This is a genomic window from Actinospineispora spinosispora DSM 44797, from assembly GCF_000429025.1.
GTDB classification, from domain to species: Bacteria; Actinomycetota; Actinomycetes; order Mycobacteriales; family Pseudonocardiaceae; genus Pseudonocardia; species Pseudonocardia spinosispora.
The window spans coordinates 452,685-478,819 of sequence record NZ_KE386833.1 but is presented as its reverse complement, the minus strand read 5'-3'; the positions used below and the strand labels follow the sequence as shown (position 1 = coordinate 478,819).

The window sequence follows — 26,135 nt, the reverse complement described above, 5'->3', positions numbered from 1 at the left end:
TCAACCTGCCACTGCTCGCTTGGCGGAGCGAATCGTCCAGGTGATCAACAGGGTGAACACCACGACCATCACACCGTTGGACAACGCGACCGCCAGATCCAGCGGCAGGTGGTAGATGACCCAGACCCTCGTCGACGCCTCCAGCAGCAGACCGACGCCCCAGACCGTCGAGGCCAGGTACCAGCGGCGGCGCACCTCGGGCTCGTCCCACTGCGCACGCACCCCGGCCTCGCCCTTGGGCCCGGCGAAGCGCAGCGACGCGTAGTAGGCCAGCGGCCGCCGGATCACGCAGCTGATGAGGAAGACCAGGCCGGCGAGGCCGCTGGTCGCCGAGTCCTTGGCGAGTGCGAGCCGGATGTCTCCGGTGAAGAACGTGAGTGCAAGACCGAGTGCGAACACCAGGAACAGGAACAGCGCGAACGGGTCGATGCGCCGGTCCCGGATGGCCACCCAGACCAGCCGGCCCGCCGAGACGACCGAGGCGGCCAACAGCGCCAGATAGTCGGTCGCGCCCACCAGCTTGAGCCCGTAGTAGACCCCGATCGCCAGACCGACGTCCCAGATCAACGGCCACATCATGGCGCGCACGTGGGCGCTCCGGTCCACCTGCACCGGGTCAGCGGCTGTGTTGTCGGTCGTGTTCATCGGTCTCCCTCTCATCGTGTTCCGATGAGAAGAGCCTGTCCCGAATCCCGCTTCGCGCCCCCGGACAACTGTCACCGGATCCGCATGACATTTGTCAGGCCGGAGTTCGACCCGCCCGTTGGTAGGCGCCGGGGGTCACCCCGTAGTGCCTGCTGAACCAGCGGATGAGATGCGCCTGGTCGGCGAACCCGACCTCGGCGGCGACGTCACCCGCCGGTCTCCCCTCGGCCAGCAGCGCCCGTGCCCTGCGCAGCCGCAGCTGCCGTTGATAGTCGCTCGGCGACATCCCGACAGCTGCCTGGAACGCACGGTAGACGGTGAAGCGGCTCGCCCCCGCCGCCGCCGCCAGCTCGTCGGTGGTCAGCTCGGCCGCCGGGTCCGCGTGGATCAGGTCCCGGACCGACCGGAACGCCTCGGGGAGGACGGGTTCACGGCCCGGGTCGCCCGGCGGGCGGCTCGCCTGGCGTCGCGCGACCAGGGTGAGGACCTCGGTCAGCCGCTCGTCACGCCGGGCCGCGGTCGCGCCGCCGGTGAGGGTGGCGTGCAGCCCGCGCAGGGCGGCGGCGAGCATCGGGTCGTCGATCACCGGGCTGGTGAACAACGGCAGACCGTACGACCTGCCCTGCGCATCGGACAGCACGTCGCGCACCAGCTCGGGCCCGAGATGGATGATCCGGTAGTTGAACCCGATCTCGGCCGCGGCCCGTCCGTCGTGCGGCTCGTCCGGATTGAAGATCATCACCATGCCCTGGGCGCTGACGTGCGAGGCGCCCCGGCAGTGGAACGTCTGTGCACCGACCTCGGTCACTCCGAACGAGTAGGTCTCGTGGCTGTGCCGGTGGTAGACCTCGCGGTGGAAGCTCGCGTGCATGGCTTCGACCGGCTGGTCCGGGGACCGCCAGTACCGCACCCAGGACTGCCCGCGCACCGCATGCTTCACATCGGCCAGTATCACCGACGGATGATTGAACGCTGGTGCGCCGGATGTCGCTCCACCGTTCAATCATCCGGCCCCGCTGATGCCCCACGGTGGTCCGATGCGTTCCCGGTTGCCCGTCCTGATCGCCGTGCTGCTCTGGGCCAGTGCGTTCGCGTGGTCGAAGCTCGCCGTCGGCGAGGTGCCGCACGAGGTGGCGGCACTGCTCCGGTTCGCCGGTGGGGCCGCGGTGTTGCTGTGCGTGTCGGCCCTCGTGTCCCGGCGGTCCCCCTCGGCGCCGATCTCGACGGCCGACCGCGGCCGGGTCGTGGTGCTCGGCCTGACCGGGGTCTTCCTCTACAACGTCCTGTTCTTCGGCGGGCTCACGCTCGCACCCTCGTCCGACGCGGGCGTCATCATCCCCGTGCTCAGCCCGGTACTGACGGCCGTCGCGGTCGCTCTGCTCGACCGTCGGCTGCCCGGCCCGCCCCGGCTCGTCGGTCTTGTGCTCGCCCCGGCCGGAGCGATCGTATTCCTCGACGGGGCGGCCGGCGGGGACCGGCTGCTCGGGGACCTGGTCTTCGTTCTCGCGGCCGGGACCTGGGCCACGTTCACCATCCTCGGGAAGCCGGTTCTCGGCCGGGTCGCACCGCTGAAGGTCACGACCTACGCGACGGTGGTCGGCTCGGCGGCGCTCCTGCTGTTCGCCGCGCCGTCACTGCCCCACGTCGCATGGGGCTCGCTGGGCACCGGGTTCTGGCTCACCCAGCTCTATCTGGCCGTGCTGCCCACGGCGTTGGCCAACCCGCTGTACTACCTCGGGGTGAGCAGGATCGGCCCGGCGCGCGCCACCACGTTCATGCTGATCGTCCCCGGTGCCGGGCTCGTCTGGTCCTATCTCCTGCTAGGCGAGACGATCTCCCCCTGGCAGGCCGTCGGCGTGGTCCTCATGCTGCTCGGCGCGTGGTTGCTCCAGCACCGTGCGGTTGCGGATCAGCAGGTAGACCGCGACCAGCAGGACCATGAAGGGCACGCCGACGAGGCAGGCCATGGCCATCTCCGGGACCGCGAAGGCGGTTCCGTAGATCGACAGCAGGGCGGTCGCGGCGATCGCGGCGCTCACCCGGCCGCCGGGCAGGTGCAGTGAGGCCGTCTCGTGGGCGCCGGCGCGGCGGAACGCGATCAGAGTGACCAAGATACCGATCCACACCGCGATCACCGCGAAGCTGGCCAGCGAGATCAGCAGCAGGAACGCGGTGTCCGGTGCGTACCCCGACAACACGCCCGCCGCGACGAGACCGGCCAGCGACACCCCGACGCAGGCCACCGGGCTCCCGGCACGGCTGGTGGCGCGCAGCGCGCGGGGCGCGAACCCGTCGTGGGCCAGCGAGTGCAGCATCCGGGCAGCCGCGTAGAGGTTTGCGTTCGCCGCGGACAACGCAGCGACCAGCACCACCGCGTTGGTGATCGACGCCGCGGCCGGGATACCGGCGTAGGCGAACATCGTGACGAACGGGCTCTGCTCCAGTCCGTGGGTCTGCCCGACCTGACGCCAGGGCAGCACCGCGACCATCACCGCGATCGCGCCGACGTAGAACAGCGTGAGGCGCAGAACCACCGAACGCATCGCCTTGCGCATCGACCTCGCCGGCTCGACGGCTTCTGGCGAGGAGATGCCGATCAGCTCGACCCCGGTGAAGCTGAAGATCACGGTCGCCATCACGAGCCATACCGCGAGACCGCCGTTGGGCAGGAATCCGCCGTCGGCGGTCCAGTTGACGACGCCGGTCCTGGGTCGGCCGGGCAGGCCGATCACGATCAGCAGGAACCCGATCACCAGGAACACGACGACCGCGGCCACCTTGATCGCGGACAGGATCGACTCCGCGTAACCGAACATGCCGACGTTCCACATGTTCACGGCCGCCAGCGCGACGGACAGGACGACGACCGCCAGCCACAGCGGGACGGCGGGCCACCAGTAGCGGAGGTAGATCGCGGCGGCGACGACCTCACCACCGATCGCGGATACCACGGCCAACCAGTACATCCACCGGATGGCGAACCCGGCGGGCCGGCCGAGGTATCGGGCGCTGATCGTGCCGAACGATCCGCGTACCGGGTGCACGCTGCACATCTCGGCGAGCGCGGCGGCCACCGCGCCGGCGATCAGCGAGGCGGCGACGAAGCTGATGATCACGCCTGGCCCGGCGACGGAGATGTTCGTGCCGGCGCCGAGGAACAGGCCGGTGCTGATCGAGGAGCCCAGCCCGAGCATCACGATCTGCCGGGTGCTGAGCAGTCTGCGCAGCTCACCGGTGCCGTGCTCGCTCGTCGTGGTCATCGCTCACCGGCCAGTACGTCGCGGAAGACCTCCATCGCGGCCCAGGTCCGGGTGAAGCTCGTCGTGAGCGGTGACAGTCCGATCCGGATGCCGTCCGGTGGCCGGTAGTCGATGATGACCCCCTCGTCGATGAGCCTCCTGCTGATGTCGGCAGCCTCCGGGTGGGTCACCGTCACGTGCCCGCCACGCACCGAGGCGTCACGTGGTGAGCCGAGACCCGCGCCCAGCGGAACCAGCCAGTCGTCGACCAGCGCTGTGACCAGCTCGGTCAGCGCGACCGCCTTGGCCCGGATGCGGTCGATGCCCGCCTCCTCGACCAGCCCGACACCCTCCTGGACACCGATCAGACCGGTGATCGGTGGCGTGCCGGACAGCGCCCGCCGGATCCCGTGGCCCGGGCTGTAGGTCGGCTGCATCGCGAACGGATCGGCGTGCCCCATCCATCCGGGCACCGCCGGGACGAAACCGTCCTGGTGCTCGGCTCGGATGTACAGGAAGGCAGGCGCGCCCGGCCCCGCGTTGAGGTACTTGTAGGTGCAGCCCACCGCGAAGTCGACGTCGTGGTCGTCCAGCAGGATCGGGATGCATCCGACGCTGTGGCACAGGTCCCACACCACCAGCGCACCGCTGTCGTGGGTGATCTCGGTGATCGCGGCCATGTCGGCGATGAAGGCCGAGCGGTACGCGACGTGCGAGAGCAGGACCGCCGAGGTGCGCGAGGACAGCTGGGCCGCGACCTGCTCGACGGTCACCCCGGACGCCGGGTCGGAGTCGATGCGGCGCACGGTCAGGCCGAGCTGCTCCGCGACACCGTCGACGACATAGCCGTCGGTGGGGAAGTTGTGCCGATCGGTGAGGATCTCACCGCGATCCGGACGCATCGCCACCGCCGCGCGCAGCGCCTTGTACAGGCACACGGTCGTCGAGTCCGCAATGATCGTCTGCCCGGGCACGGCCCCCAGCGCGGCGGACGCGAGCTGGTCCCCGATGGTCGTCGGCAGCTCCATCCACCCTTCGGACCAGGCGCGGATCAGCCTGCCACCCCATTGCTCGTCGACCAGTTCGAGCAGCCGTCGCCTGGTGGCGAGCGGAGGCCTGCCCAGGGAGTTGCCGTCCAGGTAGGCGACCACCCGGTCCCGCTCTCCTGGCTCGACGAACCGGCTGGCGAACGCCGCGAGCGGATCGTGCTCGTCCAGCCGGCGCACGTCATCGACGATCATCGCTGCTCCCCCAGATCAGTACGGACGGCGAGTATCTCGGGGAAGAACGTCAGCTCCAGTGCGGCCTTCAGGAAACCGACACCGCTGGACCCGCCGGTCCCCCGTTTGTGACCGATGATGCGCTCGACGGTCTTCATGTGCCGGAAGCGCCACAGCTGGAAACTCTCCTCGACATCGACGAGAGCCTCACACGTCTCGTAGGCCGCCCAGTTGCCGGTCGGGTCCCGGTAGATGTCGCCGAGCACGGTGACCAGCTCGGGACTGAACCGATGCGCTCTGGTCACGTCCCGGTCCAGCAGCTCCGCCGGCACCGGGTGCCCCTTGCGGGCCAGATGGCGGAGGAACTCGTCGTACAGGCTCGGCGTGTGCAACGTGTCGCGCAGCTCTGCTGCCGCCGCCGGGTTGTGCGCGAACACATCGATCATGTCCGCGTTCTTGTTGCCCAGCAGGAACTCCACCACCCGGTACTGCACCGACTGGAATCCCGACGAATGTGCCAGGAACGGCCTGAACTGGACGTACTCCGTGGGGGTGAGTGTCTCGAGGACCGCCCACTGTTCGAACAGCTGACGTTGCACCGCCTTGACCCTGGCCAGCGCCTTGAGAGCCGGGCCGAGATCGTCCTGTTCGATCCGTCCGATCGCGTAGCGGAGCTCGTGGATGACCAGTTTGAGCCACAGCTCGGACGTCTGGTGCTGGATGATGAAGAGCATCTCGTCGTGGTGCTCCGGGGTGCTGAGCGGCCGTTGTCCCGCGAGGACCGTTTCCAGGCTCAGGTAGCTCTCGTAGGTCAGTTCGGTTCGCAGGTCTCGGTGAACGCCTGGTTCTATGGGCCGTTCGTTCCCCCTCATCGGGTGGTTATAGCAGTCTGGTTACTGCGGTAACAAGGGCGCTATACATCTGTTTGACTTTTCGGGGCCGCGGCTTGGGTCTTCGGGCTGCGCCCGGGGGCTTTTACTACTTGGGCTGCCGCCCCAAGCCGCACCGCAGGGCCTTGGCGGCCCTGTGGTGCGGCTTGGGTTGCCAATGAAGTCCCTTCTGGCCGCGTTGGGTGGGTGGTCGGCGGGGGTCTGAGCGCTTCGTTCCGGTCGTGACCGTTTGCCGCTGGTGGGGGTTTGTTGGCTGGTTGACCTGCTGGTTCTCTGTTTTTGTCGGTGTTCGAACGTATGATCGATGGCATGCAGGGTGGGGTGTCGGTCGGTTCCTGGCTCGCGGGTATGTCCGCCGGGCCGGTCCTCGGCGCTGTCCTTTCCGCCCTGGACATGGACGCTGTTCCTGACGACTCCGTCGTGGACGTCCTGCAGGCGTGCGGGCGTCAGCGCGCGCATGTGGAAGGGCTGTACGCGGCGGCGGTCGCCACGGTGGTGCAGCGCGCCGCGGTTGTGGGGTCGGAGCAGTACGCCTCTGATGAGGTGCGGGCCGCGTTGGTGTTGTCGCGGAACCGGGCGCGGACCGAATGCGACTTCGCCCAGATCTTGTGTCTGGAGCTACCCGCGGTGCACGCGGCGATGCTGGCGGGGCTGGTCGACCGTGACCGGGCGATGGTGTTCACCCATCACCTCGCCGGCCTGCCCGAAGACCTGACTGCCACTGTGATCGCCCGGATACTGCCGATCGCGCCAGGGTTGACCACCGGGCAACTGCGGGCCCGAATCCTGAAGCTGATCATCACGGTGGAGCCGGACCGGGCCGAGGACCAGTACGAGCAAGCCCTGGCTGATCGGATGGTGGTGGGCTACCTCGACTCTGCGGGTACCGCCACGGTCACCGCCACCGGGCTGCCACCGGATGAAGCAGCGGCGGCGACCGAGCGGATCGCGAAGCTCGCGCTGGACGCGAAACGCGCGGGGCATCGAGGCCGGATCGATCAGCTGCGCGCCGACATCTTCCTACGGCTGCTGGACGGGCGGTTCCATCACCTGACTCACGCTCAGATGATCGCCGCCCTGCTAGCCGAAACCTCCCCACCAAGCCCGGCCACCCAGCCGGCCGACACTGAGCCGGCGGACGCCGAATGCGGCGTCGAGGAGTCGGCCGAGGCTGTTGCTGAGGTGGTGGGGCGGGTGTCGGGGATCGAGGTGCGGGCCCGACTGGACACCCTGGCCGGGCTCAACAACCTCCCCGGTGAACTCCCCGGCTGGGGCCCGATCCTCGGATCGGTCGCCCGACGCGCTGCTGGGCGCCAACACCGCGGCCAGTGGCGGTGGGTGGTCACCGACACCGATGGCTACCTCATCGCCGAAGGCATCACCCGTCGCCGACCCGCCACCAGCCCACCCAGCCACCGCGCCGAAGGCGGGATCGTCGAACTGGCGATCCCCGCCCCCGCGCTGGCCACACTGACCAAAGACCCACCCCGAGCCTGGGCAAAGGTCATCACCGACATCGCCACCCAATACCAGCGGGCCCGCGAGCGCGATCCTGTCGGGAGGTTGGATGCTCAGCCGGGGCGGCGACATCCAGCGAACGCACTACGGCGATACACCCAAATCCGCGACCGCACCTGCACCGCACCAGGCTGCCGACGATCAGCAATCCACTCCGAACTCGACCACACCCACGACATCCAACACGGTGGGCCCACCACCAGCACCAACCTGGCACCCGCCTGCACACACGACCACGGGCTCAAACACCGAGGAGGCTGGAAGGTCACCCAACCCCGACCCGGCTATTTCCGCTGGAAAAGCCCACTCGGCCGCATCTATCCGACCAGGGGAGAACCCATCACCGACCCCGACCCACCGCCGTTCTGAGAGATGGCGTCAGAACGCCAAGGAGTTCGTCTGCCGGGATACCTCGGTGACACGGGCCATTCGCAGGCTCCGACCGACCATCGGGGCGTCGGCCAGCCACGGAAAGCGCGCCAGGCCCGTTGCGCGGCGCTGCTGTTCCGGCGGTCGGCCTCGTTCGTGCTCACCGGAGCACCGGCATCCACCCGGCTCGACGGGCTCCCGATCCCGTCGGCGAATGGCGTCGAGCGGCCGAGGGACAGACTTTGAACCCGGTCGGCCCGTCTACGGGCTGCCCACCTCTCCATCGGCGGTTTCCAGCCGCGTCGACCCTCGGCTGCCGCTTCACCGACACGCTCTCCGGCATGTGGCCCGCACCGCCACGTGCCGGCCACGTCGTGGAGCTCGGAACCGAGCGAACGACACCGCCCCGGCCGCCGGACTCGTGGCCACGCTTGCAGGCACCTATCCAGTGGAGCTCGGCTACCGCGGAGTCCCCCGCGACGGCCGGTTCACCGCGTCGGTGTTGCGCATGTTCGAGACCGCGCGCCGGGACGCCACCCCTCGGCCTGAACGAGTCGGTATGCGACTGTCCGGCCCTCGCATCCGCATCGAACGGTCCGGTCAGCTGTTCTTGGGAGGCATGGTCCCCGGATCGATCCAGGTCCCACCGTCCGGGCACCTGGTCGCTCTGCTCGCCCAGTCACCGCCCGGCGCCGCCGTTCACTTCCGGCGACGCCGGTGGGAAAGCCCCCGATGGTGGTCAGCGCGCCTCGGCCGCCAGGTAGTTCGGCCAGCTGCCGTACCTCGTGATGTCCGGCGCGCTCGCGGCCGTCGCCGGGTCACAACAGAAGCCGATCACCGTGCCACCGTCCGCGAGCCTGATCCGGCCGAGGCTCATCGGCTCGGGAAGTGCGGCGAGGAATCGTCCCAACGCGGCCGGTGCGAGGGTCCAGCGTTCTCCGGCGAGCACTCCTCCTCCCGGACCTGCTCGCACAACGCCGGGTTTCGCCGGGTCACCGGCCAGCGCGACCATCCGATATTCCGGCGCCGTCGACACCGTCCCCGCGTACCGCGCACCGAGTGCGACCAGCTGGCCGTTGAGTGGTTGACCACGCAGGTGGGCACCGAAGACGGCCAGGTCGACTCCGACCGGGGCGATCGGCTCCACCGTCGGTTCACCGGTGAGCAGCGCGGCGATGTCGAGCGCGATCTGGTCGTCGAAGGCCCGGCAGATGACGCTCACCCCGAACGGGCTCCCATCGGCGACACCGGCCGGCACCGCGACCGCCGCCATGTCGAGCAGGTTCACGAAGTTCGTGTACACGCCCATCCGTGAGTTGACGCCGACGGGGTCGGCCCGCACCTGGTCGAGGCTGGGGTGCCCGGTCGTGGTCGGCAGCAGGAGCGCGTCGAAGCCGTCCAGTGCCCGGGCGGCCGTCGCCTTGTACCGGTCGAGCAGTTCGAGGTCCGCCGCGAGCCGGTGTGCCGGGATGTCCTCGGCTGCCAGGATGATTCCCGCGACCGCGGGGTCTGCGTCGGCGGGCCGCCGGGAGAGGAAGTCCCCGACGGCCGCGTAGCGTTCCGCGACGAGCGCACCTCCGTAGAGCAGCGTCGCGGCAGCCAGCAGCGGTTCGATGTCGATCTCCGCTAGCCGCGCGCCCTCGGCCGCCAGCCGATCCCTGGTCCGTCCGAACGCGAGCCGGGCTTCCGACGTCACGTGCGCGAGCCCCTCGCTAGCCGGAACAGCGATCCTCGGCGCCGGTCCGGCGGCAAGCCGTACCGAGTCCGGCCAGGTCCGGCAGGTCGGGTCCACGCCGTCCGGACCGATCATCAGCGCGACGGCGTCCCGTGCGACATCCAGTGTCTCGGCGAAGACCGTCACGCAGTCGTAGGGCCGCGCCGCGGGCACCACACCGGTGTTGGGTACCAGGCCCAGCGTCAGTTTGATGCCGACCAGGCCTTGGAGCGCGGCGGGTACCCGGCCGGAGCCGGCCGTGTCGGTGCCCAGCGCGAAGTCGACGAGCCCCAGGGCGACCGCGACCGCCGAGCCCGAGCTGGACCCGCCCGCGATCCGGTCGGACCGGTGCGCATGCCGTACGGCGCCGTACGGGCTCCGGGTGCCCACCAGGCCGGTGGCGAACTGGTCCAGGTTGGTCTTGCCGAGCACCAGTGCCCCGGCGTCGGTCAGCCGGGACACCGCCGACGCGCTCGTCACGGGCGTGTAGGCGTAGGACGGGCATGCCGCCGTGGTCGGCAGGCCGGCGACATCGATGTTGTCCTTGACCGCGACCAGTCGCCCGGCCAGCGGCAGGTCCTCGCCCGCCGCCAGCCGGGTCTCCAGGTCCTTCGCCGCGACCAGCACCTCGTCCTCGTCGCGCAGCATGATCCACACTTCGGGGCGATCCACCTCGGCGATGCGCCGGTAGGCCGCACGGACCCGCTCACCGATGTTCAGCTGGTCAGGCATGTGCCACCCACCGGTCCCGCTCGGCACCGAAGGCGGCCCGGCGGGTCGCGCGCAGTGCCTCGATCTCCTGGCTGTGTGCGGCCTCAATCGCGGCCACCTCGCGCACCGAGAAGGTCGCGGGCGTGACATCGAGATCGCGGCGGCCGGCCTTGATGTCGGCCCGCAGATCGGCCAGCTCGTCGGTGGACACGGGATGGAACCGAATCCGGTCGAACTGGCGGAGCAACCAGGGGTGCGGATCGTTCGCCGGGCCGCCGGGCGCCCGCCACACCGGAACGGTCCGACCGACGAGCTGGTACCCGCCCGGTCCCTCCATCCCGTAGACGCACAGGTAGATCCCGCCGATGCCGACCGCGTTCTGCGGTGTCCAGGTGCGCGCCGGGTTGTACTTCGTCGTGACGAGCCGGTGCCGGGGGTCGATCGGCACCGCGACCGGAGCGCCCAGGTACACGTCACCCAGGCCGACCACCAGGTAGGTCGCCGCGTTCACGATGTCGAACACCTCGGAGCGCTCCGCCAGGTCGTTGACCCTGCGGATGAACTCGACGTTGTCCGGGCACCAGGGCGCGTCCGGACGCACGGACGTCGCATATCTGCGCATCGCCTCATGCGTCTCGGGATGGTCGAAGGCGATCGGCAGCGCCACCTCACGCACGGTCAGTGTGACCGTCGCGGGATCGGGCAGGTCCTCGGTGAGCTCCACGAGCCGCGCCGCGAGTGCCGGCAGACTCACCAGGGCATCGTCCACCGCGACCAGCAGCGATCGCACACCCTCCACGATCTCGGTGACCCCGGGGGCGGCCGCCGCACGCAGGGCGTTCGCCAGCAGATGGACCCACATGCGCACGGTGAGGTCCAGCTCCGCCGGACCTGCCTCGACCAGCAGGTGCCGGTCGCCGGAGCGGCGGATCGTGAAGCTCGGCGCGGTGGCCCCGGCGGGCCGTTCGCTCAGCGGCTCGGGCCGGACGGACTCCTGGGGACCTCGAGCGGCGGTCGAGGGGCTGATCCTGCGGCCGAGCGCGGTCTCGAAACGGTCCGCCAGCGCGGTGCGCGGATCGGCGAGCAGTTCCCGACGACCGAGGGCCAGTTCGTCGGCCCGCTCGGGGCTGACCGCCTCCAGCAGCACCGAGTCACCTGGCCGTAGCTGACCCAGCTTCCACCGGTCCGCACCGATGACGACCGCCGCGACGACGAACCCGCCGAGGCTCGGACCGTCCGGTCCGACGACCACCGGGGTGTCACCGGAGAGCATGATGCCGCCGACCGGGTAGGCCGAGTCGTGCAGGTTGGACGCGTGCAACCCGGCCTCGCCGCCGTCGGCGCGGGACCAGCCCGGTGTCGGCCCGAGCAGCCGGACACCGGTCCGATCGGCCCGGTGGTCCACTCGCCAGCGCGCGCCGAAGAACTCGCGGACGCCGTCCTCGGTCAGATAGTCCGGTGCGCCGTGCGGTCCGGGAACGACCCGCAGCGTCCAGCTGTCGGTGAGCTCGGGCAACAGCGGCGTGACATCGAGCGGCGCCGCCAGGTTCTCCGTGCGCCCCACCCGCAGCAGATCACCGTCCCGCAGCGCCCGCCCGTGAACCCCGCCGAAACCGCCGAGGAGGAAGGTGGCCCGGCTGCCCAACACCGCGGGCACGTCGACGCCGCCGCCGACGGCGAGATATCCGCGCATCCCCGGGCCGCCGACCGGCCCCAGATCGAGCACACCTCCCGCCGGGACCGCGAGCACCACTCCTCGGCGGACCGGCCGTCCGTCCAGTGTGGCGGCGTGCAGCGCGCCGGTCAGGCACACCCGGCTCGGCCGCGCGAAGCGCAGGACTGGGCCCCGAACGACACACTCCAGTCCGGCGGCCGCCGGAGGGTTGCCGACCGCCAGCGCGCCGAGCGCCGAGGACAGCTCGTCGAACGCGCCGGACGGCGGCACACCCACGGCCCAGTACCCACGCCTGCCCTCGACGTCCTGCACCGTGGTCTGGATGCCGGCGCTCAGCACCTGGACCGAGCCGGTCGGGAACGGCGCGCGAGGTTCGGTGATCACCTCGGTCAGCACGCTCATCGTCACCACCACCCCAGCAGCCGGACCGACGTCGGGTTCCAGCCGTTGCACGGGTTGTTCAGCTGCGGACAATTACTGACCAGCACGAACAGGTCGCGCGACGCACGCAGCTGCACGTGTTTACCGGGCGCGGACAGCCCGTCGGCGAAGTGCAGGCCGCCGTCCGGGGTCACCGGGACGTTCATGAAGAAGTTGATGTTGTGGCCCAGCTCGCGCTGCCCGATGCCGGCGGTTGCGCCGTACCGCAGGAAGGTCTGCCGACAGGCGTGCTGGTGGCGGGTGTGCTCGCCGTAGCGGACGACGTTCGACTCCTGGGAGCACGCACCGCCGATCGTGTCGTGCCGGCCGCACGTGTCCTCGGACAGGACGGCGAGCTCGTCGAGCCGGGTGGACAGCAGCCTCGATCCGGTCGTGAGGTAGACCGCGCGTTGCTCCCGCACGGTGTCGAAGGCCGAGTAGCGGTTGTCGATGTCGTGCCGGTCGTACAGCAGGGTGTCCACGGCCTGGTTGCCGTGCAGGTCCACGATGCGCAGCTCCCCGCCCGCCGGCACGGCCACCAGCGCGCCGTCGCCCGCCTCGACGACCTGGTCGTATGCGATGCCCCGCCGGGCGCCGGCCGGCGCGGGTGTCACGGTGTGCGTCACAGGAGTGCCTTCCGGGTCTCGTCGAGAGCGCGCGCGCTCTCCGGGCGGAACGTGTGGGACGGGTCGTCCGGCTCCGGTGGTTCCGCGAGGTCGATGTCGACCCGCACTCCCACCGGAGCCCAGTCCGCGGGGTTCATCGGATGCGGGACGGCCGCCGCGACCAGCAGCAGGTCCTGTTCGGTGCGCAGGACCAGCGTGTCGCCCGCCGTGCAGTGCCCCGGCAGGTAGCGCAGCCCGGCCCGGTCGTCGACCGCGATCTTGGTGAACACGTTGACGCAGCCGTGCAGGTCCGTCCCGGACAGCCCGTGCTTGGTCAGCTCGCTCACCAGTCCGGTGTGCGCTGCCCGTCGCCACGCGTTGCGGTCGGTTGCGTAGCTCGACGGTCCGAACCGCCCCAGATGTGACTCGTGGCCGAACCCGGTCAACGCGTCGTGCCAGTCGACGGAGGACGCGACGACCGAGGCGAGCGCCTGCCCCCGGTCGGACATGAGCACCATCGGGGCGTGGATGCAGACGCTCATCTGGGCCTTGAGCGTGTCCGGGACGTTCAGCCGGTCCAGCCGATCGGCGCCGATCAGCAGCACGGACAGGTTGGCGTCGGCGGCATCGGCGGTGAAGGTGATCGTTCGACCGGCGCGCACCCGCGCGGACCACGCCGCGCCGCCGGGGATGTCGTGTGCGTACCCCATCAGACCTCCTCCGCCACGACGGTCGCCGGACGAGAGAACCTCAGCCGCGGCGCCGGGGAACCGACTGCGGCGTGATAGTCGTGTCGCTGGACGAGATAGGCGACGAGCCCGAGCAGCAACGTCACCCCGAGCGCGATCGGTCCGAGGAACCGCAGGTACCAGTGGCCGCCCTCGGGGTCGAAGACCTCCGCCCGGGGCCAGCCCAGGTTGACCGCCATGCCGAGGCCGTACAGCACCGCGATGCAGTTGACCGGTACGCCCCAGCGGCCCAGGGAGAACGCCGGCCTGCCGGTTTCGTCCGGCTCGGCGTCGACCAGCCGTCCGCGTAGCCGCCGAACCAGCATCGGCACGGTGACCATCAGGTAGGCCAGGTACATCAGCATGATGCACACGCTGGTCAGCGCGAGGAACAACGCCGGGTTGCCGACGTTCACCATGAGCAGCAGCGCCGCGGCCAGTCCCGCGACGACCGTCGGCGCGACCGGGGTCCCGGTCCGGTTCGACACCGTCGCCAGCATCCGGGAGAACGGCAGCACCCGGTCCCGGGCCATGGAGAAGATCATGCGGGTCGCCGAGGTCTGGATGGCCAGCGTGCAGACGAAGACCGCGATCGCCACGTCGATCAGCAGCAGCTTGCCAGGGACCGTCCCGAGCCTGCTGGTCAGCACGTAGGGCAGGCCTTCGGTCGCCAGTCGGCCGTCGGTCAGGCTCGGTGCGGCCATCAGCGCGGCGACGATCAGCAACGCACCCCCGAACCCGGAGACGGCGACCGCGCGCAGGATCGTCCTCGGCGCGGTCCGGCGCGGGTTGTGCGTCTCCTCGGACAGCTCACCCGCGCTGTCGAAGCCGACCAGAACATAGGCCGCCATCAGCGCGGACACCAGCAGCGGAGCAAGGTAGCCGGTCGAGGAGTCGAGGTTGGTGGTGTGCAGGACCACCGAAGGGCCACGTTCGGCGTTCGTGAACAGCAGCGCCACCACGAGCGCAACGCCCACCAGCTCACAGACGACACCGACCGAGCTTGCGACGGCGGTCATCCGCACGCTGGCAGCGTTGAGCGCCGTGGTCACCACGAGCAGCAGCACCCCGAGCAGCACCGCGTTGGCGGCGCCACTCACCGAGCTGAGCGTCGGATCGGAGCCGACCAGCTGGAACCCGCTCCACACGACCGGGAGCACGACCTGCAGGGCGATCGCGGCCGAGGCGAGCGTCACGATCTGGGCGATGATCATCGTCCAGCCGGCGAACCAGCCGACGACCGCGCCACCGAGGCGCCGCGACCACTGGTAGATCGCGCCGGAGATCGGGTAGCGGGCCGCGAGCTCGGCGAAACACAGAGCGACCATCAGCTGCCCGGCGAACACGGCGGGCCAGGTCCAGAAGAACGCCGTGCCCCCGAAGCCGTAGCCGAGACCGAACAGCTGGAAGACCGTGGTCAGGATGGAGACGAAGGAGAACCCGACCGCGAAGGAGGCGAACGTACCCACCTTGCGTTCGAGTTGTTGCTCGTAACCGAAGCCGCGCAGATCGGCGATCGGTCGGTCGTCGAGAGTTGTCATCGGCACTCCCTTGCGGACAAGGGGCCGAACGCACGCACACCACGCCCGGGCCCTGACGGCCTCCCGGGCTTTTCTCCCGCCGTGGAACGTCGCGCACGAACGCGACGCCTGCATCTCTCGGACCAGTCCCTCCCCGGTGCGGGAGGCGGAACCCTAGACGCGCCCCGCCAGGTGGCGGGTCGAGGACAAGTTCACCCGGGCGGCATTTCACCGAGGCTGTTCCGCCGTGACGATCGTGTTTCCGCACCGTCCTCGGACGTCTCCGTTGCATGTCATGCTTGTTTCCGCTGGGTTACCTCGGTTTCCGGCCCAGCTCAGCCGCGTGAAACAAAACTCAACCGGTCAGGTTGACAAAGTGGGCCCACGGCTACCTAGAGTGGTGTGTGCGCTCGTTCTACGGAGACGGTGGCTGCTGCTACCGACGACACGTGGACCTGCTGCGCGTTGCGAGTGCCGCCTGTCGGGCGTGAGCACAGCTCACCCATCCGACTCCTCGCGCCGTCGGCGATGATCGCCGTCAAGAAAGTGACTCCCCCATGTCCACCGTGGACACCGGTCGACCACGGCCGCTCCTAGTCGGGATACTGCTCCTCACCGCGCTGACGCTCCTCGCCTGCGGACCCGCGCGCCCGGACGGCGCCGAGGCGCCCGCCGGCCCGCCGAGATCGGGCGGCACCCTGCGGTTCGCGGTGTCCAGCGACCAGGGCTGCCTCGATCCGCAGCAGGTCACCAGCAACGACACGATCTACGCGACCAGGCAGCTGGTCGACTCGCTGACCGACCAGGACCCCGCGACCGGACGCATCACCCCATGGCTCGCCACCGAGTGGCAGACCAATCCCGATGCGACGGCCTACACGTTCACGCTGCGCCCCGACGTCATGTTCAGCGACGGATCACCGCTGACCGCCGACGTGGTCAAGGCCAACTTCGACCGGGTGGGGCAGCTGGGAGCCCGGGCGACCCTGGCCAAGGGCTACCTGGCCGGCTACCAGGGCAGCACGGTGTCCAGCCCGACTCAGCTGACCGTGCACTTCGCCACCCCGAACGTGCAGTTCCTGCAGGGCACGTCGACGGTCAGCCTCGGGTTGCTCTCCGCCTCCGCACTCGCCCGCTCCGACGACGAGCGCTGCCGGCAGACCGTCGGCTCCGGCCCGTTCGTGCTGGCCGGGTATGTGCAGAACCAGACGATCACCCTGCACCGGCGGCCCGGTTATCACTGGGGCTCCCCGCTGTGGGCCCATCCCGGTGAGGCGCACCTGAACGCGATCGAGTTCCAGATCGTGCCCGAGTCCGGCGTGCGTACCGGCAGCGTCGAGTCCGGTGAGGTCGACGCCATCGGCAGCATCGGGCAGCAGGACGAGCTGCCGCTGACCGACGCCGGCATCCGCTTGGTCGACCGCGCCAACCCCGGGCTGCCGTTCGGCATCAGCTTCAACCTGTCCAAGCCGCTGGTGTCCGATCCCTCGGTTCGCCGGGCGCTGTCGCTGGCCATCGACCGCGCCGAGGTCGCGTCCTCGGTGTTCACCAGCCACACGAAGCCCGCGACCGGCGTGCTGGCCTCGACCACCCCGGACTACACGCCCGCCGCGCTCGGCTTCGACCTTCAGGCCGCGAACGCGACACTCGACGCCGCCGGGTGGCACTCCGGACCGGACGGCGTCAGGGCGAAGGACGGGACCAAGCTCTCGTTCAGCATCACGTTCTCCGCCAACGCCGCGACCAACAAACCGGCGCTGGAGCTGATCCAGCAACAAGCCCGGCGTGCCGGGATCGAGCTGCGCATCATCCAACGCCCCATCTCGGATCTCCCCCAGATCCAGACCAGCGGCGACTTCGAGGCGCTGTGGGGCAATATCACCAGGGCGGACCCGGACATCCTGCGCACCTACTTCTTCAGTGGCGGCGCGAACTACTACCGCCTCCCACCCGGCCCGCTGGACATCCCGCTCACCGGGCAGGCCTCGGCGACCGACCCGAACCGGCGGGCACAGCTGGTGGCACAGGCCCAGCAACTGCTCCTGACGGACTACACCACCGTCCCGGTGGTGGAGCTGAGCACCGTCCTCGGCGTCGCCCCCGGTGTCCAGGGCATCCGGTTCGACGCGTCGTCGCGGGTCACCCTGTCCGATGTCTGGAAGGCGCAGGACTGATGGGCCGCTACCTGCTTCGCCGGATCGGCTTCGCGCTCGGCGTCGGATGGGCCGCCTTCACCGTGTCCTTCCTGATGCTCTACCTGCTCCCCAGCGACCCGGTTGCGATCATGGCGGGTGGCGGCCCGGACGGTGAGCCGCTCAGCCCGGCCCAGCTCGACGAGCTGCGCGCCCGGTACGGCCTCGACCAACCGTTGGTCGTCCAGTACTGGCACCGGCTCGTCGCGGCCCTGCACGGCGACCTCGGTACCTCGCTGTCCAGCGGGCTGGACGTGCGCGGCCAGATCGAGCACGCGCTGCCGCCCACGCTGGAGATCGCGGTGGCCGGGCTGGTGTTCGCCGTCGTGTTCGGGGCGGGACTGGCGCTGGTCGCCACATACACCACCCTGCGCTGGCTACGCCAGCTGCTCATGTCGCTGCCGTCGCTCGCGGTGTCGTTGCCGGTCTTCTGGGTCGGGTTGATGCTGGTCCAGCTGTTCTCCTTCCAGCTGCGGCTGCTGCCCTCGGTCGGGGCGCGCGGCGCGGAGTCGGTCGTGTTGCCCGCGATCACGCTAGGACTGCCCACCGGGGCCGTCATCGCGCAGGTGCTCGCCAAGAGCCTGGCCCAGGCCCTCGAGTCGCCCTACATCGTCACGGCGCGAGCCAAGGGCGTGGGCAGGGTGTCGATCCAGCTCGGCCATGCGCTGCGCAACGCGGCCATGCCGGCGATGACCGCGCTCGGCCACGTGACGGGCAGCCTGCTGGCCGGGACGGTCGTCGTCGAGACCGTGTTCACCCGCCCCGGCCTCGGCCGGCTCACCGTGTCCGCCGTCGGTGTCCAGGACATTCCGCTGGTACAGGGCATCGTGCTGTTCGCCGCGCTGGTCTACGTCGTGGTGAACCTGCTGGTCGATCTGGCCTATCCGTTGCTCGATCCCCGCATCACGGTGGGAGCCACGTCATGACCGAACTCGCCGTCCTTCCCACAGCGCGCGACGCGGGCCCCATCGAACGGTCCGAGGCGACCAGCCCTCGGGACAGAGTCGGCCGCGCCGCTCGCTTCCTCGCCACCAGACCCGGCCTCGTCGTCTCCGTCGTCTACCTCGCGCTCGTTCTGTGCGCTGCCTTCGCGCCCCGGGTGCTCGCACCGGGCAACCCGCTGACCGGCATACCCGCACAGCGGCTGCGGGCGCCCGATCTCACCCATCTGTTCGGCACCGACTACCTGGGCCGCGACGTGTTCACCCGCGTCGTGCACGGTGCATCGCTGTCGTTGCGCGCGACGGTCATCGCGGTGGCCATCGGTCTCGTCGTGGGCGGACTGATCGGCCTGCTCGCCGGCTTCGTCGGCCGCTGGGTCGACGAAGGGCTCATGCGTGTCGTCGACGTCCTGCTGTCCATCCCGCCGATACTGCTGTCACTGACGCTCATCACCGCGCTCGGCTACGGGACCGGCAAGGTGGCCGTCGCGGTCGGTGTCGCGGGTGTGGCCGGCTTCGCCAGGGTGATGCGCGCGGAGACACTGCGCATCCGGCAGTCCGAGTTCGTCGAAGCGGCACGCTCGCTCGGTACGCGCTGGTACACGACGCTCTGGCGGCACGTCCTGCCCAACGCCGTCGGGCCGGTCCTGGTGCTCGCCGTCCTGGAGTTCGGCCTGGCGATCCTCCAGGTGTCCTCGCTGAGCTTCCTGGGCTACGGCACCCCGCCACCCGCTCCCGAGTGGGGCGCCCTGATCGCCGACGGCCGCAACTACCTCGCCAGGTCGTGGTGGCTGTGCGCGATGCCCGGCTTCGCCATCGCCGCCACGGTGCTCGCGGTCAACCGGGTGTCCAGGGCGATCGACGGCGAGTGGGGCAGATTCCGGTGATCGAACCTCTCGTGGACATCGACCGGCTGCGCGTCTCCTACCGGACGGCATCCGGGACTGTGGAAGCGCTCCGGGGCGTGTCGCTGAGCGTCGCCAAGGGCGAGGTCGTCGCGGTGGTCGGCGAGTCGGGCTCGGGCAAGAGCACCCTCGCCCACGCCGTCATCGGGCTGTTGCCGAGCAACGGCCGGGTCGACGGCGGCAGCATCAGGTTGGACGGCGACGAGCTCACGACACTCGGCGAGAAACGCCTCCGTGCGATCAGGGGACGCCGGATCGGGCTGGTGCCGCAGGATCCGACGATCTCGCTGAACCCGGTCAGAACCGTCGGCGCCCAGGTCGCCGAGGTGCTGCGGAGGCACCGGCTGGCCGATCGGCGCGGCGCATGGCTGGATGCGGTCGAGCTCCTCGGCACGGTCGGGCTGCCGGACCCGGAGCTGACCGCGCGGCGCTACCCGCACACGTTGTCCGGTGGGATGCGACAGCGTGTCCTGATCGCCGTCGCGATCGCCGCCGGCCCCGACCTGGTCATCGCGGACGAGCCGACCAGTGCACTCGACGTCACCGTGCAACGCCGGATCCTCGACGAGCTGCAGCGGCTCACGGCCCGTACGGACACCTCGGTCCTGCTGGTCACCCACGACCTGGGCGTCGCGGCCGACCGCGCCGACCGGGTGGTCGTCATGCGGCAGGGCCGGATCGTCGAGCAGGGACCCGTCCACCAGGTCCTGTCGAACCCGTCGACCGCCTACACACGTCTCTTGATCGACAGCGTGCCCGGACGGGCCACGGTCACCGCGCCGCCCGTCGCGGTGACCGATCCCACTCCGGTTGCCGAGGTCGTCAACCTGGTCAAGGAGTTCCCTCTACCGCGCGTCGGCGGTCGCCGGGGTGTGGTGCGCGCCGTGGACGACGTGAGCTTCACCGTCGGTCGCGGCGAGACGCTGGCACTGGTCGGCGAGTCCGGGTCGGGCAAGTCGACCACCGCCCGGCTGCTGCTGCGGCTGGCCGATCCGACCAAGGGCCAGGTGCGCTTCGGTGGTGTCGACGTCACGACCGCGCGGGGCCGGCAGTGGCGCGAGCTGCGCCGTCGCGCGCAGCTCATCTACCAGAACCCGTACGCCTCGCTCGACCCGACGTTCACCGTCGAGCAGATCCTCGTCGAGCCGTTGCGCGCGTTCGACGTCGGAACCGCCTCGGCGCGGCGCGAACGTGCGGCCGAGCTGCTCGACCGGGTCGCGTTGGCCGCGTCGACGGCGGCTCGTCGACCGGTCGAGCTGTCCGGCGGCCAACGCCAGCGGGTCGCCATCGCCCGCGCGCTCGCCCTCTCGCCCGAGCTCGTCGTGTGCGACGAGCCGGTGTCCGCGCTGGACGTCTCGGTCCAGGCACAGGTGCTGCAGCTGCTGGCCGAGCTGCAGCGCGAGGCGGGACTGAGCTACCTGTTCATCTCCCACGACCTGGCGGTGGTGCGCCAGATCGCGCACCGCGTCGGGGTGATGCGCCACGGACGGCTCCTGGAACTGCGCCCGACCCAGGACCTCTTCGCGGCACCCCGCGAGCAGTACACCCGTGACCTGCTGGCCTCGATCGCCGGCACCTTCGCGCTGACCGCACCTGATGAGGAGAACCGATGAAGTTCCTGGTACTGACCCTGATCTCCAACGGTCCGGACCCGGTCACCGGGCGCACTCCCAGCGCGCACGAGCGGTTCCGCAGGGTCGTCGACCACGCGGTGCTCGCCGAGGAGCTGGGCTTCGACGGCTACGCGGTCGGAGAGCGCCACGAGCGCCCGTTCTTCTCCTCGGCCCCACCGGTGGTGCTCAGCCACATTGCGGCGCGGACCAGCCGAATCCGGCTGTTCACCGGCGTCACCACGTTGAGCCTGCTCGATCCGGTGCGCGCCTTCGAGGACTACTCGACGCTCGATCACCTGTCCGACGGGCGGATCGAGCTGATCATCGGCAAGGGCAACGGCTCGGCACAGGCCGAGCTGTTCCACGTGACGGCGCAGGACCAGTGGGACCGCAACCGGGAGGGTTACGAGCTGTTCCGCAGGCTGTGGCGGGAGAACAAGGTCACCTGGGAAGGTCACTTCCGTCCCGCGCTGGCCGATGCCGAGGTGTGGCCGAGACCGCTGCAGCAGCCGATCCGCATCTGGCACGGCAGCGCGACCAGCCGCGAGTCGGTCGAGCTGGCGGCGAAGTACGGTGACCCGCTGTTCTCCGCGAACGTCACCAACTCGATCGAACCGTACGCCGAGCTCGTCGACCACTACCGGGAACGCTGGGCGCACCACGGCTACGACCCGGCGGATGCGCTGGTCGGCGCCGGAACCGCGGGCTTCTACCTGGCGCGGACCTCCCAGGAGGCCCTGGACACCTACCGCCCGATCTACCAGGCGCGGCTCGCCTCGTTCGAGCGGCTGGGTCTGCCGGTCGTCTTCCCCACCCTGGAGGATTTCGTCGAGCGCAGCTCGGCACTGGTCGGCAGCCCTGCCCAGGTGCTGGAGAAGGTCCACCGCTACCACGAGGCGTTCGGGCACGAGGTCATCCACCTGCACGCCGACGGCGACGGTCTCACCCCGGACGAGCACCGCCGATCGCTTGAGCTGTTCCAGAGCGACGTGGCGCCGTTGCTGCGCCGGGACATCCCCAGCCGCCCGTTCGCCTCAGCCATCCCGCTGGAGCGTCAGCTGTCCACACCCGCGTCCGCTGACGAGCGCCTGACCTCGACGGGACAGCCGGCATGACGACCACCCAGGACAGGCCGACCGACCTGCGTCGGTCGCTGCGACGCCGCCACATGAACCTGATCGCGCTCGGCGGTGTGATCGGGGCCGGGTTGTTCGTCGGCAGCGGCGTGGTCATCAACGCGACCGGCCCGGCCGTGGTCATCTCGTTCCTGGTCGCCGGCCTGATCATCGTCGCGGTGCTGCGGATGCTCGCCGAGATGGCCGTGGCGAAGCCCGCTGTCGGCTCGTTCTACGTCTACGCGAGGGACGCGCTCGGCCCACGCGCCGGCTTCGTCGTCGGCTGGATGTACTGGTACTTCTTCGTGATCGTCGTGGCGCTGGAGGCGGTGGCCGGAGCGCGCATCGTCGGATTATGGCTGCCCCAGGTGCCGCAGTGGGCCACGTGCCTCGTGCTGATGGCGCTGCTGACCGGGACCAACCTGATCTCCGCGCGGTCCTACGGCGAGTTCGAGTACTGGTTCTCCGGGATCAAGGTCGCCGCGATCGTCGTGTTCCTGTTCCTCGGCGTCCTGTACCTGACCGGGCTGTGGCCGGGCTCGACGCCCGGCGTGGCCAACCTGGTGGACCACGGTGGGTTCGCGCCCCACGGATGGGCCGCCGTGCTGGCCGCCGTGGTGCCCTGCATCGGCTTCTACACCGGCGCGGAGATCGTCACGATCGCCGCGGCCGAGTCGACCGAACCGGCGAAGGCCGTGGCCAGGGCGATGCGGTCGATCGTGCTACGGGTGCTGGCCTTCTACGTGCTGTCGGTCTTCATCGTGGTGTCGGTCCTGCCGTGGGACGACGCGGGGATCAAGGTCAGCCCGTACGCGGCGGTCCTGGGCGCCCTGCACATCCCCGCCGTCGAGACGATCATGAACGCCGTCGTGCTCGTCGCGGTCCTGTCCTGCCTCAACTCCGCGCTCTACACCACGTCCCGCATGCTGTTCGCGCTCACCAGGAACGGCGACGCGCCCAGTGGCCTCACCAGGCTCAGCTCGAACGGGGTGCCCACGAGGGCGATCCTCGCGGGCACCGTCGTCGGGTTCATCTCGGTGGTCTTCGAGTACGTCTCGCCGGACCGGGTGTTCGCGTTCATCGTCAACTCCTACGGAGCGGTCGCGCTGTTCGTCTACCTGATGATCGCGGTGTCCCAGATCGTCAGCCGTCGGCGTGCCGAGCGCGACGGCACCACGCTGCCGCTGACGATGTGGTTGTTCCCGTGGAGCAGCTACCTGACGATCGCCGCGATGGCGGCGGTCATCCTCGCGATGGCCGTCCTGCCGGACACCCGCTCGCAGTTCTTCCTGAGCCTGCTCACGGTCGCGGTACTGCTCGGTGCCTATCAGCTCCGGGTGTCGAGGAGCCGGAGCAGCTGACCCGGCTCAGCCGGGCAGGGGCGGGACGAGCCGCTGCACGTCGTCGGGCTCATTGTCCTGGCGCTTCTCCGGGATCGAGCCGTCCTGGGGCAGCGAGGGACGGCTACCCGGGCCCCTCGGGACCGACTTCTGCAGTGTCGTGGTTCCGCTGTCCAGGGCAGGCGCGGGCACGGGTTTGACACCGTTGTTCGGTCCCAGCACCGGCGGAAGCGACCGGGGGCTGGACTCCAGGAACGAGCGAAGGTAGCCGCCGTTCGCATCGTCGAAGCCCATCAGGGACCGGGTCTGGATCGTGAACGCGGCCAGGTCAGGCAGGTATGGGACGAGTCCGTTCGTCAGCGGGTCCAACTCTCGGGTCGCGCCGTGCAGCTCGGGAAGGGCACGGTTCAGCTCGGCGGTGAACGGTCGCAGGTCCCGCAGTACCGGCCGGGCCTCCCGCACGAACGGCCGTGCCGCATCGACCACGTCGTCGATCCGGTCCGAGGTGTCCCGCAGACGGCCCAACGCGTCCGGGAGCTCGTCCGAGGCGCGCTGCAGATTGCGCAGCGTGGGATCGAGCTGGTCCGAGAGCCCCTGCACGGAGTCGGTCGACCGGTGCAGGTTGCTGACCAGGCCGGGAAGCGCGGCCAACGACTCGTCGAGCTTCGGATCATGGTCGGCGAGCGACCGGAGTGTGGTCTGCAACGCGGCCGCCAGCGCGCTGACCCGCTGGTCATCGCCACCCACCGCGGCGGAGATCTGCCCGAGAGACGTGATCAGGCGACGGATCAGCTCCTTGCGCCGCGCCAGCTCCTCGGTGACCGGCCTGAGGTCATTGGCGACGCCCCGCGTCGCGTCGAGCCCCTGAGGCAGCCTGCTCGCCGCGGCCGTCAGCGCAACGTCCGACTCGGCGAGCAACGAGGTCAGAGCGCGCTGAGCACCGTCGTCGAGATGGTCGAGCACCTCGTCGACCTGGATCGGTCGCTGGGTACTGGAGACCGGGAACACGTGGCCGTCCCGGATCTCCTTCGCGGGCGGGCCGCCCGGCGCGACCGTCACGTACATCTCGTTCAACGGGCTCTTCGGCCTCAGCACGAGCCTCGCGTTCTCGAACACGCGATGACCCCGCTCGATCGACATCGTCAGCATCGCGCGCCCCTGGGAGCCGACCTGCGCACCGACGATCGAGCCGACGTTCACCCCGGCGACCCGGACCTCCTGGCCGTTGCCCGGGCTGATGCCCGGGGCCGCCTCGAACTCCGCGTAGAACACCTGCCGGTCGTCCCACGGCACCACGAACCGTTGGTTGGCGAGGAGGATTCCGCCGACCACGCCGGCGACGACGACGAGTGCGAGCACCACGATCGTGTTCTTGGCCAGGCCCGGCTCGGTCCTGACCCGCTCGAACGTCCGTCCCATCCGGTGCATCCGCTCGCTCACGGTCGATGTCCGTCCGGACAGGTCAGCACGGTCAACATGTGGTGTTACTCCTCGAATCATGATCACTGAACCGGTTCGAACCCCATCCCGACCGGTCCTGACATCCAATACACGCGGATATGCCGGGCGCGATCCGAAAAGCGCGCCAACCCGTCATATTTACGCTGTACGTCTGATTCGCGGGGGCACCGCGCGACCAGAATTAAGCCTGGGTTAGTTTCTCTCCTAGGCAGTGCACGGGAGGTTCGGATGACGGTGATCGACGACGATGTCGAGGAGGAGCTCGCCGGCTACCCGGTGGCCCGAACGAACGACATTTCGCAGGCCACCGAGGTGCTGGAGCGGATACTCCCCCGGGTTCCGGTTCGAATGCGCACGGCAATCCCGGCCACTGCGTTCGACATGCACATGAATGCGGTCGACGTGGGCTCCCTCACCACGAGCTATGTCCGTTTCGGTTCCGCCGTGCATGTCATCACGAGCGCGACGGACAGTTACTACGTCAATATCCCGCTCGTCGGAAACGCCATTTTTCGCGAAGGCCGGCACGTCGTGCATACGACACCGGGCGTCGCCGGGGTGTTCAGTCCGACACCGGAGGCCGATCTGGTCTGGGACGGCGGCTGCGCGCAGATCTGTCTCCTGATTCCACGCTCCAGCATCGAGCGTGAGCTGGAACGACATCTCGGCCACACCCTCGGCGAGTCGGTCGAGTTCGACATGGAGATGGACCTGACCTCGCTCGCCAGCCGGGGCTGGTTGGACGCGCTGCGTCTGGTGCTCAACGAGGCGGACCGCTCAAACGGGCGACCGCTGCACCCGCTCACCATCGGCACGTTGGAGAACCTGCTCGTCGACAGCCTGCTGGTGACCCAGCGGCACAACTACAGCCAGGAGCTGGAGGCGCCGGCGGCATCGGCGTCACCCCGCGCGGTACGTGCGGCGATCGAGCTCCTCCAGGAACGACCGGCGCATCCGTGGACCGTCGGAGAGCTGGCGGGCAGTGTCCATCTGAGCGTTCGGGCGCTGCAGGACGCGTTCGCCAAGTCGACCGGGACGTCTCCGATGCGTTATCTGCGCGGCATCCGCCTCGCCAGGGTGCACGCCGAACTGCTCTCCGGGGCACCGTCCGACGTCACGGTGACGGAGGTGGCATCGCGGTGGGGCTTCATCCACCACGGGCACTTCGCGGCCGCCTACCGCGCGAAGTTCGGCGAGGTGCCCGGTCATACACTGCGGTTACGGTCCGAACCATGACACACCGACCCTGACACACGGACGGGGACCGCCCTCGCTTACAGTGTGTTATCAGTCATCGGCGTTGAGTTGTCAGTG

20 protein-coding genes, 2 pseudogenes and 1 riboswitch are annotated in these 26,135 nt (G+C 69.8%); of the genes and pseudogenes, 11 read left to right on the top strand and 11 right to left on the bottom strand.

The window, feature by feature from the left end; all coding sequences use genetic code 11:
- Window positions 1-645, bottom strand: coding sequence for a VC0807 family protein (locus G406_RS0125880; protein WP_051342692.1), 645 nt, complete (start codon window positions 643-645; stop codon window positions 1-3).
- Window positions 646-739: 94 nt separating this feature from the next.
- Complete coding sequence (locus G406_RS0125875) at window positions 740-1,585, bottom strand: AraC family transcriptional regulator (protein WP_028935998.1); 846 nt, start codon at window positions 1,583-1,585, stop codon at window positions 740-742.
- Between the two features lie 79 nt (window positions 1,586-1,664).
- Here G406_RS0125875 and G406_RS56140 point away from each other — a divergent pair.
- A pseudogene (locus G406_RS56140) lies at window positions 1,665-2,474 on the top strand (DMT family transporter); the annotation flags it as partial.
- Here G406_RS56140 and G406_RS59055 read toward each other — a convergent pair.
- The 3 genes from G406_RS59055 to G406_RS0125860 are packed head-to-tail and all read right to left on the bottom strand — an operon-like array spanning window position 2,466 to window position 5,976.
- On the bottom strand, window positions 2,466-3,905 hold the full coding sequence (locus tag G406_RS59055) for an amino acid permease (protein ID WP_051342691.1): 1,440 nt from the start codon (window positions 3,903-3,905) through the stop codon (window positions 2,466-2,468). The pseudogene G406_RS56140 and the gene G406_RS59055 overlap by 9 nt on opposite strands.
- Entirely contained in the window at window positions 3,902-5,125 is a 1,224-nt protein-coding gene (locus G406_RS0125865) for a kynureninase (protein WP_028935997.1), read from the bottom strand. Before G406_RS0125865 ends, G406_RS59055 begins: the two co-directional genes overlap by 4 nt.
- Window positions 5,122-5,976 carry a tryptophan 2,3-dioxygenase gene (locus G406_RS0125860; RefSeq protein ID WP_028935996.1) on the bottom strand — a complete coding sequence of 285 codons (855 nt, stop codon included), beginning with the start codon at window positions 5,974-5,976 and terminating at the stop codon, window positions 5,122-5,124. Before G406_RS0125860 ends, G406_RS0125865 begins: the two co-directional genes overlap by 4 nt.
- Before the next feature lie 327 nt (window positions 5,977-6,303).
- Between G406_RS0125860 and G406_RS57335 the strand changes: the two genes are divergently transcribed.
- On the top strand, window positions 6,304-7,881 hold the full coding sequence (locus G406_RS57335; RefSeq protein ID WP_169736785.1) for an HNH endonuclease signature motif containing protein: 1,578 nt from the start codon (window positions 6,304-6,306) through the stop codon (window positions 7,879-7,881).
- 214 nt (window positions 7,882-8,095) lie between these two features.
- Window positions 8,096-8,554 (top strand): annotated as a pseudogene (locus G406_RS59850) (hypothetical protein); the annotation flags it as partial.
- 66 nt (window positions 8,555-8,620) lie between these two features.
- Here G406_RS59850 and atzF read toward each other — a convergent pair.
- The 5 genes from atzF to G406_RS49950 are packed head-to-tail and all read right to left on the bottom strand — an operon-like array spanning window position 8,621 to window position 15,275.
- Window positions 8,621-10,327, bottom strand: a complete 1,707-nt coding sequence (atzF, locus tag G406_RS0125850; RefSeq protein ID WP_037078887.1) for an allophanate hydrolase — start codon at window positions 10,325-10,327, stop codon at window positions 8,621-8,623.
- Window positions 10,320-12,383, bottom strand: coding sequence for a 5-oxoprolinase/urea amidolyase family protein (locus G406_RS0125845; RefSeq protein ID WP_084216449.1), 2,064 nt, complete (start codon window positions 12,381-12,383; stop codon window positions 10,320-10,322). Before G406_RS0125845 ends, atzF begins: the two co-directional genes overlap by 8 nt.
- A gap of 2 nt (window positions 12,384-12,385) precedes the next feature.
- Window positions 12,386-13,027 carry an urea amidolyase associated protein UAAP2 gene (locus G406_RS0125840; RefSeq protein WP_028935992.1) on the bottom strand — a complete coding sequence of 214 codons (642 nt, stop codon included), beginning with the start codon at window positions 13,025-13,027 and terminating at the stop codon, window positions 12,386-12,388.
- A complete protein-coding gene (locus G406_RS0125835; RefSeq protein WP_028935991.1) occupies window positions 13,024-13,716 on the bottom strand; it encodes a DUF1989 domain-containing protein in 693 nt (230 codons plus the stop codon). The genes G406_RS0125840 and G406_RS0125835 overlap by 4 nt, the downstream gene beginning before the upstream one ends.
- Complete coding sequence (locus G406_RS49950) at window positions 13,716-15,275, bottom strand: amino acid permease (protein WP_051342690.1); 1,560 nt, start codon at window positions 15,273-15,275, stop codon at window positions 13,716-13,718. Before G406_RS49950 ends, G406_RS0125835 begins: the two co-directional genes overlap by 1 nt.
- 58 nt (window positions 15,276-15,333) lie before the next feature.
- Window positions 15,334-15,443, bottom strand: a riboswitch (guanidine-I (ykkC/yxkD leader).
- 215 nt (window positions 15,444-15,658) lie between these two features.
- On the opposite strand from G406_RS49950, the gene G406_RS59845 reads away from it, so the two are divergent.
- The 7 genes from G406_RS59845 to G406_RS49940 all read left to right on the top strand — a co-directional run bounded on the left by G406_RS59845 (window position 15,659) and on the right by G406_RS49940 (window position 23,381).
- A complete protein-coding gene (locus tag G406_RS59845; protein ID WP_425414633.1) occupies window positions 15,659-15,745 on the top strand; it encodes a putative leader peptide in 87 nt (28 codons plus the stop codon).
- Window positions 15,746-15,811: 66 nt separating this feature from the next.
- A complete protein-coding gene (locus G406_RS0125825) occupies window positions 15,812-17,428 on the top strand; it encodes an ABC transporter substrate-binding protein (protein WP_028935990.1) in 1,617 nt (538 codons plus the stop codon).
- Window positions 17,428-18,372 (top strand): ABC transporter permease, encoded by a 945-nt coding sequence (locus G406_RS0125820; RefSeq protein WP_028935989.1) that lies wholly within the window; start codon window positions 17,428-17,430, stop codon window positions 18,370-18,372. Before G406_RS0125825 ends, G406_RS0125820 begins: the two co-directional genes overlap by 1 nt.
- Window positions 18,369-19,274, top strand: a complete 906-nt coding sequence (locus G406_RS0125815) for an ABC transporter permease (RefSeq protein WP_028935988.1) — start codon at window positions 18,369-18,371, stop codon at window positions 19,272-19,274. Before G406_RS0125820 ends, G406_RS0125815 begins: the two co-directional genes overlap by 4 nt.
- Entirely contained in the window at window positions 19,274-20,905 is a 1,632-nt protein-coding gene (locus tag G406_RS0125810; protein ID WP_211241291.1) for a dipeptide ABC transporter ATP-binding protein, read from the top strand. The genes G406_RS0125815 and G406_RS0125810 overlap by 1 nt, the downstream gene beginning before the upstream one ends.
- Window positions 20,902-22,020 carry an LLM class flavin-dependent oxidoreductase gene (locus tag G406_RS49945; protein ID WP_051342689.1) on the top strand — a complete coding sequence of 373 codons (1,119 nt, stop codon included), beginning with the start codon at window positions 20,902-20,904 and terminating at the stop codon, window positions 22,018-22,020. Before G406_RS0125810 ends, G406_RS49945 begins: the two co-directional genes overlap by 4 nt.
- 53 nt (window positions 22,021-22,073) lie before the next feature.
- Window positions 22,074-23,381, top strand: coding sequence for an amino acid permease (locus G406_RS49940; RefSeq protein WP_037078877.1), 1,308 nt, complete (start codon window positions 22,074-22,076; stop codon window positions 23,379-23,381).
- Window positions 23,382-23,387: 6 nt separating this feature from the next.
- Here G406_RS49940 and G406_RS49935 read toward each other — a convergent pair whose 3' ends face one another.
- Window positions 23,388-24,800, bottom strand: a complete 1,413-nt coding sequence (locus G406_RS49935; protein WP_245607216.1) for an MCE family protein — start codon at window positions 24,798-24,800, stop codon at window positions 23,388-23,390.
- A 249-nt stretch (window positions 24,801-25,049) separates the two neighbouring features.
- Between G406_RS49935 and G406_RS0125790 the strand changes: the two genes are divergently transcribed.
- On the top strand, window positions 25,050-26,057 hold the full coding sequence (locus G406_RS0125790) for an AraC family transcriptional regulator (RefSeq protein WP_028935986.1): 1,008 nt from the start codon (window positions 25,050-25,052) through the stop codon (window positions 26,055-26,057).
- The last annotated feature ends 78 nt before the right edge of the window (window positions 26,058-26,135 follow it).